Here is a 16,504-nt window from a genome sequence, read left to right on the forward strand (position 1 = left end):
ATTCTTTTTCTTAATGTTCTATAATATATTATAATATTAATATAATTATTTAGGAAATAATGTATAAATGTTACAATAGAATATTTAATATACTATTAATTACATTTCTACTATTAAGTAATATCGCTTATAGTGAAAAAGTAAACAAAGAACCATCTGCTTTGACAGCAGAGAATGCAGTAAATTATAATATAATTGTTGGTTTATTGCAAACAGATGAATCTCAAAATATCTATGAGATATTCAATAATTTTGGGGTTAAAACTATATTCATTGACTACGACAAAATAATTAATCTAAAAGAAATCCAAGAAGAGTTCGCAAAACAAGATGAAATATTGGCAAAAAAGCTGATACTAGATCGAATAAAAGTTGAAGTTGCAAAATTTATCAAAGAGCAAAAGATAAACAGAATATTTATTTCAGATAACTTTCATTCAGCTCTTAACCCTTACCGCCAGCTTGTGAATGAAGCAATTGTAAAAATAGTAGATGACAATCCTACAATTCATTTGCTTGCCATATGCGGTGGTTTACAAGACATTATGCATGCAAAAGAAATTGAAATAACAAATGTTGTTAATGATGAGAAGAATCATTTAAAATCAGCATCCTATCCACAAAAAGAGAATATACCTCTTCAGCAGATAAAAATTGTTCCAGGTAGTAGTTTGGAAAAAGTGGTAGCTAGATTTTTACTACCTAATCAAAATGGCTGGTTTTCAACTTATTTTCCGAATGCTCATTCAGGTACAGTAAGTAATACTACAGAGAATAGAAGAAGGCTAGAGCTACTTGGATATAAAATTGTAGCGTTTGCCAATGAAGGATTAATAGAAGCTATCGAAGATAAGCATAGTAATATTTACTTTCAAAGTCATCTAGAAGCCCTTGTTGTCAAATCAGATAAAAACTCTCGTTTGTCAAGCCAAAAGGTACGTCAGGTTTCAACACTAGTTGCTATAGCGATTATAAATGATTTTCTTCATCGCGTTTAATGCTAAAATAAGGAGAATCATTTAATGTAATGCCAGTACTCTTTCTTCTTGTCATCCCAGTGCTTGACACTGGGATGGCTTTATTGCATCACTCTTCGGATAATAGGTAACGTGGAATGAAGCTATCTCAAATTTAGCCATGCCTATATCAGTAATTTTGTTAAGCAAATAACACTTGAGCTCTCTCACGATTAACCTCAGATTTGTTTCTAAAACTAAACCAAAATGTTTGCTTCAGTCGCGAGAAAAAACTTTCTATATAAGATCTCTTCCAATAATTTATCTCTTTTTTCCACCTCTTCATACCATCTTCATCATATGACTTTATGAGCTTGATTGTAGAATTTCTCTCATTCATATAATCCAACTTTGGATGCTCTACTGCATTATTTTGCGGAGGAATCCTTGTCTTTATGTCAAGCTCATCGCACAGTTTGTATAACTTCTTTCGATCTATCTGCATATATCGTGCTTATGTTATACTTGGTATCCACTCTTTCAATAAGATCACAGGCTCCATAGTGGTCGGAATAAACTCCACTACTGTATTTTGCAGCTATAACTTTTTTACTACCTATCTCTAGCATTACATCTTGTTTGCTCATAGCGGCGATACTTTCTATCTGTACCATTTGCCTTACTATGGCCTGGAATATTATTGTAGATGCTGATACCTGTACTATCTATAGCAATTTCAATATCTTCCATATCGTTCTTATCAACTCTGCAGTCGTTGATTTTGATATTAAGCTTTTTAAACCTTCTTGAAGCCTGCGAATAGCTGATAATTTGCAAAATTTTCCCTATTTGCTCAAGATATTTCTCTATAAATCCCACTGTTTGCCTAAGACCAATCCTGAATAGATAGGTTATTATGTGAATTAGAATCACTACTTTGTCGCTGTAGACATTGTTGCCACCTGCTACTTTTGGACTATTTTCGTACCAATTTTCAATGGCATCGTTGATATAATGAAAAACATTTCCCCTTTCTTGAAGAAATTTGTTATATTCATTGCAGTTACTGACTTTCATTCTTATTGGCATATTTTTCCTTTGTCGGCTAAATATCTATTTTATAACAAATTCCATCAGTAACTGCCTGTTCTTTCCTTGAGTGGTGCAACAAAGCCTGCTGGAATCAAGTTTTTCGTTTCATCAAATTTAGCATAACTCAAGTTTGCTTATAAATTTTTCTGGATGCCAGTGTCTGGGCACTGGCATGACATTATGGAATTTGAGCTCCAGTGTCAACTACTCTAATGATACCTGATTATGATGAAAGAAATCTAATGATTTATATAAACCCCATAGCATGTCGAACGAAGCTTTTTTTAAGAAAATCTGAATTTTCAACTACCATTAAACCAAGATTTCTCAGAACTTGAGCGCAAAGTATTCTGTTGGAAAATATTCTATTTAGTCCATCAGTTGCAAGTGCCATAGTAAAATTATCAAAGTATCTGTCATATGAAATTTTCTTCAATAGATAATTACTGCCAACATCAATGCCAGAGGATTTTGCAGCAGTTATTTGTCTAATAACACTCTCTACATCTCTCATTCCAAGGTTAAGTCCTTGACCTGCAACCGGGTGGATTGAATGTGCTGCATCGCCAATCAGCAAAATTCTGCTTTTATGCAGCTTTCTTGCAAAAGAAAAACTCAAAGGATAGAATCTTCTTTCACCCTCTAATTCAATTTCTCCCAAATAAGAACCAAATCTTTTTTTGAGTTCTATGACAAATTCCTCTTCGGATAAGCTCATCAGCATTTTTGAAATTTCGCATTTTTCTGTCAAAACTATTGAAGAAGTATAGCCACCTTTCATTGGCAAAATTGCAAATGGACCACCAGGAAAAAACCGCTCTACAGCTAAGTTTTGGTGATGTAATTCATGTTTTACATTAAATACCATGCTATTTTGTTTATAATCAAATTTTATCATTGGTATAGAAAACAACTCTGGCAACCTAGAGTTTTTACCTTCAGCACAGATAAATAGTGATGATATCAATTTTTGATCATTATCAAGAGTAACTTCCATGTATCCTTCGTCACAAGAGATTGTTTTATAGGAACGTGGAGAATATATATTGAGTTTATGCAAAAAATTTTTATTGATTGCATTCCATATAATAGCGCTCTTGATTACATAGCCCATTGGCTCTTCACCAACCATTTTATGGTCATAATGCACAGTAAATGGACTATCTCCATCTAATATGCATATATCAAGTATTGGTTCAGTTTCGCCTTCTAAGAGCCGCCAAATCCCTAATTTTTCTAGTATTTTTTTTGATCCTTGAGAAATGGCAAATGCTCGATTATCATCAACTGCACGTGGTAAACTATTTTTCTCAATTACGGCTACAGATACAGAGTCATTACTCAGGCCAATAGCAGTAATAAGACCAATTAGCCCACTACCTGAAATGATTACATCGTAATTCATTTTATTAACCTAAAATTATATTATACCCATTTTGAAAATAGTTTAAACGAACTTTGTAGACACTGAACTTCTCATTACTATCTTAGTTATAACCAAAATAGTAATAAAATATTAATTATTTTACACTAAATTAGGTCTAATTTTATTAAAGGAGCTAGATTATGACTACAGATTGCAAAAAAGAATTACTAAATTGCATTAGCAAGTACAGAGAAGAACTTGCAGAAAATAAAGCAGCAATTAGACAAACTTTAACTAGCGATAAAATTAATATAAGCGATTACTTTTATAAGGGTGATAAAATCTGTAACAAAGAGCTGTTTAACATAGGAAGTGAGTGTCAAGATAAAAAATATGGTAGTCGACAAGAATATACGTATGATGAGTGGAAGGAAAAAATTGAAAAACCTCATGCTAAAGATTTGCTAAAGATGTTACAAAATGAAATCAAAGGTAAAATATTAAAAAGTTTTGAAGATTATGAAAAATATCATAAAAATTCTACTGAAGCTATAAAAAGAGAATTAGACATAGATTCAAAATTAAAGGCAATACTCAAAGAAAAGCAACAACCAGAAACTGATGAAACTCGAGCATATTATGACGTTATACGAGGTTTATATGAAAATGGAGACATGCGCTCTCAACTAAAGTGCAATGATCTTGATTGTTTTAATAGAACAATAGAAGATAATCTATCTCAAAAACAATCCGAGCTAGCTGCTATAAAGGATGACTTTTTGGATAATACGCAAAATATTTTTCAACATATTCAAGTTGAAGATAGTATTTTTTAGAGAAATAAGATTATGCTATTTTTTTTAATGAAATTTCTTAAGTGGTAGATTATTTTTTACAGCTACATCTGAGGTAGCTGTCACTACCTGAAATGTAACAAATAAAATACCAATCTTAAATATTGCTATATTTCACGATAGTTTCTCAATTTAACGCACATGCTTTTGGAACATTCTCATTTGTCAAATAGTTTCTGTCATGCTACACAATCTGTAATGCAGGTTTTAACTTACTTTTACGCAATATTGATCATTCTTGAAAAGCAATCTAACATTTTCTATTCCTTGATTACGAAGCTTTGATGCAGCTGATTTAGCTACCTGAGCGTTTACAAAAAATGCTACATATCCCTTACTTTCTGCATTGTTTTGTTTTGGGTGACGTTTCTGCATTTCTTTTTCATATTGCCTTTTGTAATGAGGAGTATTTTGTATCAATTGTTCTGACCTCTTTCTTAAGTACTCGACTTTTACCTTCGCAAGCCCAGACTTATGAAGTCCTAAAACTTGTGCTGCTTTTTCTGACAAGTCTATTATTCTACCTTCAACAAATGGCCCTCTATCATTAACTCTTATAACAAGCTTTCTTCCATTTTCTAAATTAGTAACACGAACAAAGCAGGGTAGGGGCAAGGTCTTATGTGCTGCAGAAATCAAGTGACGATTAAACACTTCACCGTTAGCTGTAATTGTGCCATGATCTTCTATTCCATACCACGATGCTATTCCTACTTCCTCATAACAGCTACAGTATTTTGGGTGGTAGGTGATACCATTTATTGTATAGCTATTGCCAATTTTATAATGACCTGCGGTGTGATTACACCTATTGCTAAAACTACAACTACTCATCAAAACGAATATTAGACATAGAAAGGCTAGTTTTTTTATCATTGTACTTAGTGAAATGGTTCGATACCATGAGGATTTTAAATTATACTATAATAAATTTAGTAATAAGTAAACGTCTACTGCCAAATATGCACAGCACTAAAAAAGAAGTAATACATATAATCGGTATAGGTGGAATTGGAATGAGCGCAATTGCTGAAATTCTTCATAATTCCAGTTATAAAGTTCAAGGCAGTGATACGCGATCAAACGACAATATAGATAGGTTACAAAAATTAGGTATAGAGGTCTATATTGGTCACGATGCAAGTAGTATTAGACAAGCTCAAATAGTTGTACATTCTTCCGCAATAAAACCTGATAATGTGGAGCTAGTTGCAGCAAGAAATAACAATAAAACCGTTTTGCATAGGTCAGACATGCTGGTTAAAATTATGAAAGGTAAATATGTGATAGCAGTTTCAGGTTCAAGTGGCAAGACGACGACGACAGCTATGATTGCTTCCATTTTTGATCATTCTGGTGCTGACGCCACTGTAATTGTTGGAGGAATATTAAATTCCTATCAGAGTAATGCAAAACTTGGCAAAAGTGACATTTTCTTAATTGAGGCTGATGAGTCTGATGGAACTATGTTAAAAATTCCTGCAGATATTGCTGTTGTAACAAGTATTAATGACGACCATATAGACCATTACGGTACATTTAACGACATCAAAAATGCGTTTTCTAGATTTGTAAACAACGCGAATTTTGCTATTTTGCCTGATTCTGCAGACATCAATCATGATGCGAGTAATTCTATAAAGTTTTGGTTTGGAAATGGTAAAATTAGAGCTAGCAACATCAAACAACACAATAATAGCATAGAATTTGACGTGCTGATTAGTATAAACGAAAGTAATCGTATTCCATTGTCCACTACTCGAGTAGTTGAGAGTGGTGGAATAAAAGCAGCTCTTGATTCGTCACTTCAATGCTTGAAACTGGATTCTCGTTTCAATGTTAAACAAGATACTATAGAATTTAAGAGGACAATCCCTAGAAAATCTCTACATTCAAAAAAAGTAAATCGTACTAATGCTATTTGAACAAGCTAGCGTAAAAGTAAGCTAAATTTTTTAAGGTACAAAAATAGCAAGAAACAGTTGTTTGAAAAAAATTGGAATTTGATTGGATTGCTGAAAATTGGCTCTCAAACTTTAGACGCATGAGCAAGATAATACTCTTTAACTAATATAGATTAGGTGATTTGGAAGAGATACATCTAGAGCAGCCAGCAAAGTTACAATACATATTACCGCAATAACTAGAAATGAGAAGGATCTATATGGTGATTATAGATTTTTCCAGACCTTGAAAACAATAAATAGACAGTAAATTAGAACTACTGCAAAAAAAACAAGAATAGCTACACTGGTTGCTTGACCATCGTAAACGTAGCTTGTTAAGCCGATAAAAATAGCCATGATAGAAGCTCTAATAAATGAAATTGCAGAAGAAGTTGTGCCTTTCATTTCAGGGAAAATATTTAATGATGCATTGAAAATGACTGCTTGACAAATTCCACAGCCAATACAAAAAATAACCATAGACAGCGTTACTAAGTAGTAAGCACTGGGCATGATTATACTGAATATTAAAAGTGATAGGGATCCAATAGCAATTACGCCCTTACTATTACCCACAAATATAAAGTTCGTGAGCAAGTCGCCATCCTTCTGCTAGATCAAAGAGACGTCTCCATCCTTTCCAAATAGTAATGGGTCCTGGTTCTAGATCATTTTTTCTAGCCAAATGTCCTCCAAGTTGAGCAACCCATGAAACAGCTTCTTTTATAGTAGGAGTTGCATTTGAACATGGTTTTCTATGTATTTTTACATATAGAACTTTCCATTCTTCTTCGGCTAATAAGGTAGTACACGGTAATGTTGGATCAGTTCTTGCAATTGTTGTAATAAAGAAAATTCTCCAAGCAATAATACTCATTACTGTTAAATATCGCATCAACCTTTCTGCTGTTCCAAGCCTACATTCTTCAACTTTGAGACCAGATTTTAAAATTTTATGTAATATTTCTATTTTCCATCTAAGACAATACCACCTAACTTTTTCAACAGCTTCATCAAAGGTATTGACTGGAAGATTTGTTAAAAGCATCCACTCTAGCGGACTTGTTTCAGAAGGAAAGTCTTTTTCAACAACGTAAACTGCATAGTGTGGTAATTTAAGTAATTCTTCTTTCTTATGCCTAATACTATTCTTAGATGGATGCATAATAAACTTTCCGAATCTAACTTCCAAATGTGCTGTTCTTTTTGGCTTATTATCTTTTGCAGGAACTTCAACTTTTACCGTACCTGCACAATGAGAGGATTTAATAAATTCCCATAACTTCTGCTCACCTTTTTCAGGATATCGAGATTTTCTATTTACTGCCCTATCTTTGGAAGCTCTAACTAACACTGCCGAATTAAGATTATGTGCAAGCTCAAAAAACTCATATATATCTGCTTCTCTATCGCATATAGTTATAGTCTCAGTTTGAGTTGAATCAATAATGTTGTTTGTGTTGCTTAAAGTTTCTAACCATTTTATACTCTCTTTATCTTCAATGCGGATACTGTCATTGTTCTTTTTTTTTATGTTTTCAGATTCTTCAGGTCTTGAATAAATTTTTTGATCTAGTATCCCTAGTACCAAACCTTCTATACTAACAGCTAGAGCTGTATGCATTATAATACCTTGACTATGTTTTCTTGTAATAACTCCCAATCCACTTGTTTTTTCATGGTCTGTGTATGAAATATAACTTGTATCTTGGATCACAAAAATTTTTTTATGGGCTTTTGTTCTTTCAACTGTTTTAGCAACGTGTGAAGCTAGAATATCGCCTTCTTTCACGTTCTCATTTTGAAAAAAACGATATGCTGCTTTTGCTTCTGACCAACTTCCACACGCCTGATTGATTGAGCTTTCAGGTAAACTTGTAAAACTATCAGCAATATTTACTAATCGGTCAGTTAACCTTTTATCTCCAAGTACAGCATCTCCAAATTCATTTTCAGCCCATTCATTATTCCTGTTTGCCATTTTTTACCCTCAATGTTTGCAAACTTTAATGTTGTAATACTTTATTTTTATGTCCATTTATATTTGTGGGTAATAGTAAGAATTACGCCTGTACCGGAAATTACACACCAAATTGCTCCAAGTTTCTTTAAGATCTTACTGGAAAACAGGCTAATTAGTGAGAAAGACCCAACCATTGCACCTTGATGTAGCGCATAAATAGTGCTGGATAAACCAAAAGTTTCCATATACAAAAAAGGGCCACAAGTAATGAATGACATATAAGCCGCAGAAAAAAGGCTCTGTGCCAAAGACAACACCATAAATTTTGAACTTGATAATAATTTTTTATAGTCTTTCATCATTTTTTTTAGACTAAAAATATCACGGTCCTTTTTTGTTTCTGGTAACAGAAAAAGCAGCAAAACCCAAGAGATGAAACAAAGTATTGCAACACTTGCATAGTTACCACGCCACCCAACAATTTTGTTGATGAAACTGCCTAATACTGGTGCAATTGCTATGAGAACTGTGATAATAGAATTCATGATTCCAATAAATTTTACTGCTTCGTTGCCTTTATAGCTGTCTGCAATAATTGCAAACACAACTACAGATGTGCTAACACCAATGCCTTGAATAAAGCGAGAGATTAAAAGCCAAGAAACTGACAGCGCAAAAACACAGCCAACAGCACCGATGAGTAGCAAAGTGTTGCCTATGATCATCATCCTTCTTCTGCCATAGCATTCAGACAATGGACCAAAAAATAACCCTCCTATGCAAACGCCTAAAAAATTATAAGCAATAGTTAATTGAATTGTGCCTTCCGGTACGTTAAAATAGCGTACTATATCAGGAAAACTAGGTACAGAAATATCAATTTCAATGAACTTAGCAATTAGAGATAGAATTAATAAAAACGGTAGTAACACTTAAAATCTTTAATTAATGAATAAAAATATCACATTTAAAGCGTTGAAAGAAGAACATTTTTCACTATTATTAAAATGGGTAGAAATGCCCCATATAAGAAGTGGTGGGATACGGATATAAATTGGACACCAGAGTTAATTGAGAAAAAATATAGCAACTACGTTAAAGGATTCAAACGTTTGAAATTTAAGACACAAATTATTGAAAAACCAATGCACGCATTCATTATTAATTGTGATGGAGTTGATATTGGTTATATTCAATATTACAACAAACATGATTTCCCACCTAAACAGATCTATAACACTTTAGAACTTCCAGAAAGTTGTGCTGCTATAGACTGGTATATCGGAGAGCTGAACTATGTAGGTAAAGGAGTTGGTTCACAAGCTTTGAATATATTTTTAAACAAATTTGTCTTTAAAGTTTATGAGAATGCCTTTGTCGACCCAGGTATAGCAAATGTTTGTGCAATCCGTGTTTACGAAAAAGTTGGCTTTAAAAAATTATGGAAAGTAATAGTGCGATTTTAATGATTAAGGCAAGAATTCCTGAGAACCATTCAAGATGAGTGTTTTTTCAACAATCTACCTAAATTACTAAAAGTGGCTTATAAAAATATACAAGGAGCTTTATACAAACTTAACATAATTTAGTCATAAAAATATCATTATTAAGTCCTATATAAGAACAAATTTTGGCACTCAGTGAATCTTTTTTAACTAACTATGAACTTGATTAATTGGAAAATAAATTTTACTTGCTTTTACAATACCTTAAAATCTAATATCACTTTATCAGCAAAGATATCACAATAGGCTAGTATGTTCTTCACTCTTTTCCTCAAAATATTACCTATTTACATTACAATACTTATTGGTTACTTAGCAGGAAGATATCTTAAAATTGATAGAAATACTATATCTCAAATACTCTTTTATATAGCTAATCCAATAGTGATTTTATACGGAGTATCTCATACAGAAGTTAATTTAAAAGTAATTTCTCTGCCGATTTTGATATGGTTTATAGGTAGTACTATGTCCTTATCAGTGTATTATCTTTCTTCTTTTTTATTTAAGGACAACACGAGAAACATATTAGCGTTTAGCTCGGGCAGCACAAGCATGGGTTATTTTGGTCTACCGATTGCCATGGCTTTATTTGATGAAGATTCAGTGTCTGTGTATGTTGTCTGTTACATAGGAATGGCACTATTTGAAAATAGCTTGGGATTTTATATAGCTGCAAATGGTATCTATACTGCAAAAGAATGCATATTAAAGTTACTCAAACTTCCTTCATTATATGCGATGATTCTAGGCTTCTTTTTAAGTATATATGATATACAAATACCCACTTTTTTGACGGATGTTATGATAAATATCAGAAGTACATTTATCACATTAGGAATGGTGCTGCTTGGAATAAGTATTGCACAAATTACAAATTTTAAAGTAGATTGGAAGCTTGCTTTGACCACTATTGTAGCAAAGTACATATTCTGGCCGTTATTTGTTTTGGGAATTGTCTTACTAGACAAGCATGTTACAGGTATATATGATGAAAGCATCTATAAAGCACTGATGTTACTGGCTATTATTCCAATTTCTGGATCCAGTATAATACTTGCTAATATTTTAAATTACCAACCAGATAAAGCTACTTTATTGCTCCTAATTAGTACTGCAGTGGGACTATTTTATGTTCCACTTATAATATCATTATTTTTTACTAAACTTGTCCCTTTTTAATCAAAAATTTAAGCGCTAGGCCTATTCACAAAACTTGAATTTAGACTAGACTTCTTGGATAATCATAAAAGAAACTAATCCTTTTTTTCCTCTCCTTTCTTATTTTTTTACACAGAATAGGAAGTTATCAATTGATGGAATTTTTACACTACCGACAATGTTGCAAAAAACATAAAAATAAAACTAGAGAAAACCATTTCTCGAAAACTTCTGTGTCCAGAACCAAGAGTCCGATTTACTTATAGCGCTAATAATCAATTAACCATCGGCTTTAAGGAATGATATGAACATATTATTTCAAGGAAAAGTCATGAGAAACAAGAGATTAGCTATCCAAATTAGCTGTAGCTATGAACCTAATCGGTTAGCAGAACAATGCTTATCAGATGCTTATGAAAAGGTAGTGTCAAAGGAAATAAGTCAAAAAAACTTAAAACATAAAAATGGGATTCAAGGAGGGTCAAATGGTAACAGTATGTTTATATGCGAGAGTTTCTTCGGGGAAACAAGTAGAAGGAAATACGATAGAAAGTCAAATTGCAGCTTTAGAGAAGCAAATTAATCTGGACGGATACAGATTGTTAAGTGAGTATAAATTTATTGATAACGGCTACAGTGGATCTCATTTAGTCCGCCCTGATTTAGAAAAATTACGTGATAAAGTAACAGAAGGTAAAATTGATAAGATTTACATTCATTCTCCTGATCGTTTATCTAGAAAATATGCATATCAAATGGTGCTGATTGAAGAATTTGAAAAAGCAGGAGCAAAAGTGGTTTTTTTAAATTATGAGATTAACGGTAACCCAGAATCTCAATTACTGTTACAAATGCAAGGTATGATAGCAGAATATGAACGTGCGAAAATTATGGAACGAAGTCGTCGTGGTAAAATCTATGCAGCTAACAAAGGCTATGTAAATGTAATGGGAGGAGCTCCTTATGGTTATCGTTATATAGATAAGCATATGGGAGGAGGACAAGCTTTATTTGAGATTAACGAAAAAGAAGCTGATGTCGTTCGTAAAGTATTTTTGTGGATAGGCAGAGAAAGAACAAGTATTGGGGAAGTATGTCGTCGGCTAAATACTATGTCCATTAAGACACAAAAAGGAAAAGAACGCTGGAATAAAGGTACAATTTGGAGTATGTTGAAAAACCCTGCTTACAAAGGACAAGCAGCTTTTGGTAGAAGAAGGTTAGGAGTAAGATTAAAGCAAGTAAGACCACAGAAAGGCTCTTGTGAGCAGCCAAAAAGTAACCACTCTGTCTATCCTGTTGAAAAAGCAAATTGGATTTATATTAAAGTGCCAAATATAGTAGATGAAGATATATTTGATATTGTTCAAGAACAATTAGCTGAAAATAGAAAAGTAGCAAGGACAAGAAAAAGAGGAGCAAAGTACTTACTACAAGGTTTAGTCATATGTAAGCGTTGTAATTACGGATGTTACGGAACTTGCATGAGAAGTAGACGAGAAGAAGAAGGTGGTCATTATGCATATTACCGTTGTAGTGGTAAAGATTCTTACCGTTTTGGTGGTAATAAGATTTGTGACAATAAACCCATTCGCTCAGATGCATTAGAAACAGCTGTGTGGGAAGAGGTTAAGCAGTTATTGAAAAATCCAAACAGGATTTTAGAAGAATACAAGCGTAGGCTTTCAGAACTAAAAAAATCATCATTGGATCAAAAAAGTGACCTGCTAGAGAAACAAGAAAATAAATTAAAACGTGGTATTGCTAGACTTATCGATAGTTATGCTCAAGAATATATCAATCAAGAGGAATTTGAACCACGAATTAAAGCAATGAAACAAAGCTTAAAAACAATTAAAGAAGAGAAGAAAAAGATATTTTATCAAAAGGAATTAGAACAGGAGGTAACTCTGGTTGTGGCCAATTTAGAAGACTTTTCTTCCAATATTACGTTAAACCTTGATAACGCAGACTGGTTAACTAAACGTGATATTATCAGAACATTGGTCAAGAGAATTGAAATTAACCTTGAGGACGTAAATGTGGTATTTCGCGTAAAAGAGCTACCGAACTCTTCTGGACATAATGGAAAGGAAAATAAAAATTTGCAACATTGTCGTAGGTGTATTCGCAATAATGTCAATAGCAGTAAGATTTCCTACACCTTTTAGCAGGTCTATAGTTGAATTTGGATGTTCTATGAGCAGCAACAAATAAATGTAACTTGCCTTTTTCTATATGATGCTATTAACCGAATAGGTATTCGTTTGACATTTCCATATCTTTGTTATCATTAGTAATACTAAAGGGAAAACTAAACTTAATAAGATTTGGAAGCATATTGTTGTTCTATGATTCACGTAATGCTGCTATGCCTTCGTTGCAGACGTTGTCATAAAGTAAATTAAATTCTTTAATATTTGAAAAACTACTACCCCTTAGCGCACTCATTAATATTATTCCACTTTCAACATCAATATCATTAGAAATTAAATCAAGTTTAATAAGATTTGGAAAGTTACCATTCTTTAACAATTTAGTGATTGCTATTGAGCCTTCTGCGCCAATAATGCTAGAAGTTAATTTACACTCAGTAATATTTGGAAGATTAATATTCTCTAATGCTTCATTTAAAACTTCTCCGCACTGAGCATCAATATAACAATTAGATAAAGTCAAGCTTGTAATATTTTGCTTTTTCTGTAAAAAGTTTACTAGCTTTTCCATATATACATATAGATTATTTAACTCTAAGGTGTTACTATTAACATATTGATTAAAGTCAACTTCCATGGTTTCTGTAAGTTATAGAGCTGCTAATTATAGCATAAATTTAAATAATTGTCAACCTTATGAACAACTAACTTTACTTCTTTTTAACCTGATACCTATGCTTTGTTTCAAATTTCCATCAAAAAGTAACATTACCCCCTCCAGTCAACCTTTCTGCTTCATTTCGTGAAATCAATGCCTCAATAAATTCATCTAGTTCACCTTCTTTTATAATCTGTTCTAGTCGATGTGAAGTGAGATTAATTCTATGATCTGTTATTCTTGATTGTGGAAAGTTATAAGTTCTTATACGTTCAGAGCGATCTCCAGAACCAATTTGGCTTTTCCTCATTGTTGACCTTTCCATTTCTTTTTTTTGTCTTTCAATTTCGTATAGCCTTGCTCTCAACACTTTGAGCGCTTTAGCCTTATTTTTGTGCTGCGATTTTTCATCTTGCTGTATTACAACTATCCCTGTTGGCAAGTGGGTGACCCTTACTGCGCTGTCAGTTGTATTCACTGATTGCCCTCCAGGACCACTGGATCTATAAACATCTATGCGTAAATCTTTTTCTTCTATTTCAAAGTCAACCTCTTCTACTTCAGGTAATATTGCAACAGTAGCTGCGGAAGTGTGCAATCTTCCTGAGGATTCAGTTTCTGGCACTCTTTGTACTCTGTGCACCCCTGACTCAAATTTCAGTCTTGCAAAAACTTCTGTTCCATTAATGAGTGCAGAAGCTTCCTTATAGCCACCTATACCTGTATTAGAAATACTTATTGGCTCAAACTTCCAATTTCTTCTTTCTGCATATTTTTGATACATACGAAATAACATCGCTGCAAATAATGCTGCTTCTTCTCCGCCTGTGCCTGCTCTAATTTCTAATATTGCATTTCTTGAGTCATCTTCATCTTTGGGTAATAATGCCAACTTTAGTTTTGCTTTTACTTTCGGTAATACTATCTTTTGCTTCTCAAGAAGTTCTTCTTTTGCTAACTCTTTTATATCACCATCGCTGTTCTCATCTTTCATGATTTCTTCTAAATCTGAAATTTCCTCTTTTAATATATTATATTCATCGATTATCTCGATAATTGGTCTGAGTTCAGAGTATTCCTTTGAAAAACTAACGAATTCTTTTTGACTCAAATTGGTAGGGTTTTCCAGATTTCTCTCTACATCAGAAAACTTTTTTTTTAAGTCTTGTAAATTATTCTCTATATCCATATAGTACAGGTCTAGTTTTCAGCTGTTTAAGTAAGTAATATATACTGAAATAAAAAATTTCTTATATCAAGCAATAACACTATAATTGTCTCGAATATTTCTACCTAAGTATAATGGCAAAACAGATAACATCAATCTGCAGCTTCATATTTGGAGCTTCAGACAAAAAATCATTACCAGATGAGTCGGCTCCAGAGATTGCATTTGCTGGTAGATCAAACGTAGGAAAATCAAGTTTAATCAACTTGCTGATAAACAGCAAAAAAGCTGCAAGAGTTTCTTCTAAACCTGGATGCACTAGACAAATAAATTTTTACTCTATGTACAATGATAAGTTTAGGATTGTCGACCTACCGGGTTATGGCTATTCTTGTGCAAGCAAGGAAGAAGCAGTACAATACTTAAACCTAATTGAGTACTATCTAATTCACAGGAGAAATCTAAAAAGAGTGTTTGTGCTTATAGATAGCAAGGTAGGATTAAAAGAAATAGACAAAGACTTTGTTTATTGGTTAATATGTAATAATATTAACTTTAATATTGTGCTAACAAAAATAGATAAAGTGAATCAGGAAAGTCTAAATGCTATTCTAGAAAATACTCAAAAGTGGGTTAATAATGAACATGTATCAATTCATCAAATAAGCATTCGTGTTAAGCATAAAATCACCAAGGTAAGAGATGAGTTTTTCAAATTTACAAGATAAAAAAATGAAAAGTGATGAATCTTTAAATGGTAAGATGCCATTGAAGGAAAAAACAGAAATATTATTTGAAGTTCTGTCTAACATACCTAAATTTGTAGGCGAAACTTTTATCATCAAATGCAGCAGTGTAATAATCTCAGATGAAACGCTGCTTAGTGCTTTTGCGCATAATGTTGTTCTGTTGAAACAGCTTGGTATAAATCCGGTAGTAGTTCATGACGGAGAATATGAAATTAACTTAGTGTTAAAAATGCTAGATATGAATGATAAGTTTATAAATGGTGTCAGACTTACAGACAAAAGCACTATGAAAATCATTGAAATGGCACTGTGTGGTTCAATTAATAAAAAAATTGTTCAGCATATAAATTCTGCTGGTGGTTCAGCTATTGGACTATGTGGAAAAGATGGCAACCTCATAAAAGCTGAAAAGATAAGCACTACGCTTAGGGAAAATAGATTAAATAATATTGAAAAAATACTAGACATGGGATTTATCGGTAGACCAACTGAAATCAATCCTGATATATTATTCTTTATTGAAGAATCAGATTCTATACCAGTTATTGCACCTATCGGTTATGGAAAAAATGGAGAAACATATCATATTGATACTGATAGCACTGCAAGTGCAATTGCACTTGCAGTTTACGCATCTAAAATGATAATCTTGAGTGATACAGATGAAGAAATAAACAAAGTTGGCAATGGAAGAGTCTTGATTAAAAATTTAAAAGAATCGATTGATTGTGGAAAAATTAAAGGAGAAAAATTTGTTGAAAGGCTTATGTCATATACTAAAATGGTAGAAGAATGTGCAGGGGTTGTTCACATAGTTGATGGTAGAGTACCTAACATTATACTTGATTTATTTACTGAGAATAATTCAGGTATATCAATAATGGATGATTAATAGCTGTACTGCTTATAACCATATGAACATTGAAAATT

At 32.7% G+C, this 16,504-nt stretch carries 12 protein-coding genes and 4 pseudogenes; 8 read left to right on the forward strand and 8 right to left on the reverse strand.

Annotation, left to right across the window (positions count from 1 at the left end; translation table 11 throughout):
- Positions 1-59: 59 nt before the first annotated feature.
- Positions 60-998, forward strand: a complete 939-nt coding sequence (locus tag OPR35_RS02830; RefSeq protein WP_265024984.1) for a glutamine amidotransferase — start codon at positions 60-62, stop codon at positions 996-998.
- A gap of 117 nt (positions 999-1,115) precedes the next feature.
- On the opposite strand, the pseudogene OPR35_RS07500 reads toward OPR35_RS02830, so the two are convergent.
- A pseudogene (locus OPR35_RS07500) lies at positions 1,116-2,045 on the reverse strand (IS5 family transposase); the annotation flags it as partial.
- A gap of 250 nt (positions 2,046-2,295) precedes the next feature.
- Positions 2,296-3,453 (reverse strand): 2-octaprenyl-6-methoxyphenyl hydroxylase, encoded by a 1,158-nt coding sequence (gene ubiH, locus OPR35_RS02850; protein WP_052264691.1) that lies wholly within the window; start codon positions 3,451-3,453, stop codon positions 2,296-2,298.
- A gap of 161 nt (positions 3,454-3,614) precedes the next feature.
- Between ubiH and OPR35_RS02855 the strand changes: the two genes are divergently transcribed.
- Positions 3,615-4,250 (forward strand): hypothetical protein, encoded by a 636-nt coding sequence (locus OPR35_RS02855; RefSeq protein WP_052264692.1) that lies wholly within the window; start codon positions 3,615-3,617, stop codon positions 4,248-4,250.
- A 225-nt stretch (positions 4,251-4,475) separates the two neighbouring features.
- Here OPR35_RS02855 and OPR35_RS02860 read toward each other — a convergent pair whose 3' ends face one another.
- Positions 4,476-5,144 (reverse strand): septal ring lytic transglycosylase RlpA family protein, encoded by a 669-nt coding sequence (locus OPR35_RS02860; RefSeq protein ID WP_012481726.1) that lies wholly within the window; start codon positions 5,142-5,144, stop codon positions 4,476-4,478.
- Between the two features lie 26 nt (positions 5,145-5,170).
- Between OPR35_RS02860 and OPR35_RS02865 the strand changes: the two are divergent.
- A pseudogene (locus OPR35_RS02865) lies at positions 5,171-5,999 on the forward strand (Mur ligase domain-containing protein); the annotation flags it as partial.
- Positions 6,000-6,439: 440 nt separating this feature from the next.
- On the opposite strand, the gene OPR35_RS02870 reads toward OPR35_RS02865, so the two are convergent.
- From OPR35_RS02870 to OPR35_RS02880, 3 genes and pseudogenes are all read right to left on the reverse strand, one after another.
- Complete coding sequence (locus tag OPR35_RS02870) at positions 6,440-6,790, reverse strand: MFS transporter (RefSeq protein WP_264685825.1); 351 nt, start codon at positions 6,788-6,790, stop codon at positions 6,440-6,442.
- A complete protein-coding gene (locus OPR35_RS02875; RefSeq protein WP_264686125.1) occupies positions 6,783-8,195 on the reverse strand; it encodes an IS4-like element ISWosp2 family transposase in 1,413 nt (470 codons plus the stop codon). Before OPR35_RS02875 ends, OPR35_RS02870 begins: the two co-directional genes overlap by 8 nt.
- An 80-nt stretch (positions 8,196-8,275) precedes the next feature.
- Positions 8,276-9,109 (reverse strand): annotated as a pseudogene (locus OPR35_RS02880) (MFS transporter); the annotation flags it as partial.
- Between the two features lie 16 nt (positions 9,110-9,125).
- Here OPR35_RS02880 and OPR35_RS02885 point away from each other — a divergent pair.
- The 3 genes and pseudogenes from OPR35_RS02885 to OPR35_RS02895 all read left to right on the forward strand — a co-directional run bounded on the left by OPR35_RS02885 (position 9,126) and on the right by OPR35_RS02895 (position 13,014).
- A pseudogene (locus tag OPR35_RS02885) lies at positions 9,126-9,681 on the forward strand (GNAT family N-acetyltransferase).
- Positions 9,682-9,934: 253 nt separating this feature from the next.
- Positions 9,935-10,864: an AEC family transporter gene (locus tag OPR35_RS02890; RefSeq protein WP_007302828.1), complete on the forward strand. Its 930-nt coding sequence runs from the start codon at positions 9,935-9,937 to the stop codon at positions 10,862-10,864.
- A 443-nt stretch (positions 10,865-11,307) separates the two neighbouring features.
- A complete protein-coding gene (locus tag OPR35_RS02895; RefSeq protein WP_264336141.1) occupies positions 11,308-13,014 on the forward strand; it encodes a recombinase family protein in 1,707 nt (568 codons plus the stop codon).
- A gap of 178 nt (positions 13,015-13,192) precedes the next feature.
- On the opposite strand, the gene OPR35_RS02900 is transcribed toward OPR35_RS02895, so the two are convergent.
- Together OPR35_RS02900 and prfA are read right to left on the reverse strand one after the other, a co-directional pair.
- A complete protein-coding gene (locus tag OPR35_RS02900) occupies positions 13,193-13,636 on the reverse strand; it encodes a leucine-rich repeat domain-containing protein (protein WP_012481725.1) in 444 nt (147 codons plus the stop codon).
- A gap of 118 nt (positions 13,637-13,754) precedes the next feature.
- On the reverse strand, positions 13,755-14,846 hold the full coding sequence (prfA, locus tag OPR35_RS02905; RefSeq protein ID WP_007302826.1) for a peptide chain release factor 1: 1,092 nt from the start codon (positions 14,844-14,846) through the stop codon (positions 13,755-13,757).
- Positions 14,847-14,959: 113 nt separating this feature from the next.
- Here prfA and yihA point away from each other — a divergent pair, with 113 nt between their 5' ends.
- Positions 14,960-15,553 carry a ribosome biogenesis GTP-binding protein YihA/YsxC gene (yihA, locus tag OPR35_RS02910; protein ID WP_007302825.1) on the forward strand — a complete coding sequence of 198 codons (594 nt, stop codon included), beginning with the start codon at positions 14,960-14,962 and terminating at the stop codon, positions 15,551-15,553.
- Positions 15,528-16,466: an acetylglutamate kinase gene (gene argB, locus OPR35_RS02915; RefSeq protein ID WP_007302824.1), complete on the forward strand. Its 939-nt coding sequence runs from the start codon at positions 15,528-15,530 to the stop codon at positions 16,464-16,466. The genes yihA and argB overlap by 26 nt, the downstream gene beginning before the upstream one ends.
- Positions 16,467-16,504 lie beyond the last annotated feature (38 nt).

This window comes from Wolbachia endosymbiont (group B) of Protocalliphora azurea (assembly GCF_947251865.1).
Lineage (GTDB): Bacteria > Pseudomonadota > Alphaproteobacteria > Rickettsiales > Anaplasmataceae > Wolbachia.

Coding starts and splice junctions, on each gene's coding strand:
- argB (WP_007302824.1), top strand. CDS start 15,528: ATGAGTTTTTCAAATTTACAAGATAAAAAAATGAAAAGTGATGAATCT.
- OPR35_RS02895 (WP_264336141.1), top strand. CDS start 11,308: ATGGGATTCAAGGAGGGTCAAATGGTAACAGTATGTTTATATGCGAGA.
- OPR35_RS02890 (WP_007302828.1), top strand. CDS start 9,935: ATGTTCTTCACTCTTTTCCTCAAAATATTACCTATTTACATTACAATA.
- OPR35_RS02900 (WP_012481725.1), bottom strand. CDS start 13,636: ATGGAAGTTGACTTTAATCAATATGTTAATAGTAACACCTTAGAGTTA.
- OPR35_RS02855 (WP_052264692.1), top strand. CDS start 3,615: ATGACTACAGATTGCAAAAAAGAATTACTAAATTGCATTAGCAAGTAC.
- OPR35_RS02875 (WP_264686125.1), bottom strand. CDS start 8,195: ATGGCAAACAGGAATAATGAATGGGCTGAAAATGAATTTGGAGATGCT.
- prfA (WP_007302826.1), bottom strand. CDS start 14,846: ATGGATATAGAGAATAATTTACAAGACTTAAAAAAAAAGTTTTCTGAT.
- ubiH (WP_052264691.1), bottom strand. CDS start 3,453: ATGAATTACGATGTAATCATTTCAGGTAGTGGGCTAATTGGTCTTATT.
- OPR35_RS02860 (WP_012481726.1), bottom strand. CDS start 5,144: ATGATAAAAAAACTAGCCTTTCTATGTCTAATATTCGTTTTGATGAGT.
- yihA (WP_007302825.1), top strand. CDS start 14,960: ATGGCAAAACAGATAACATCAATCTGCAGCTTCATATTTGGAGCTTCA.
- OPR35_RS02830 (WP_265024984.1), top strand. CDS start 60: ATGTATAAATGTTACAATAGAATATTTAATATACTATTAATTACATTT.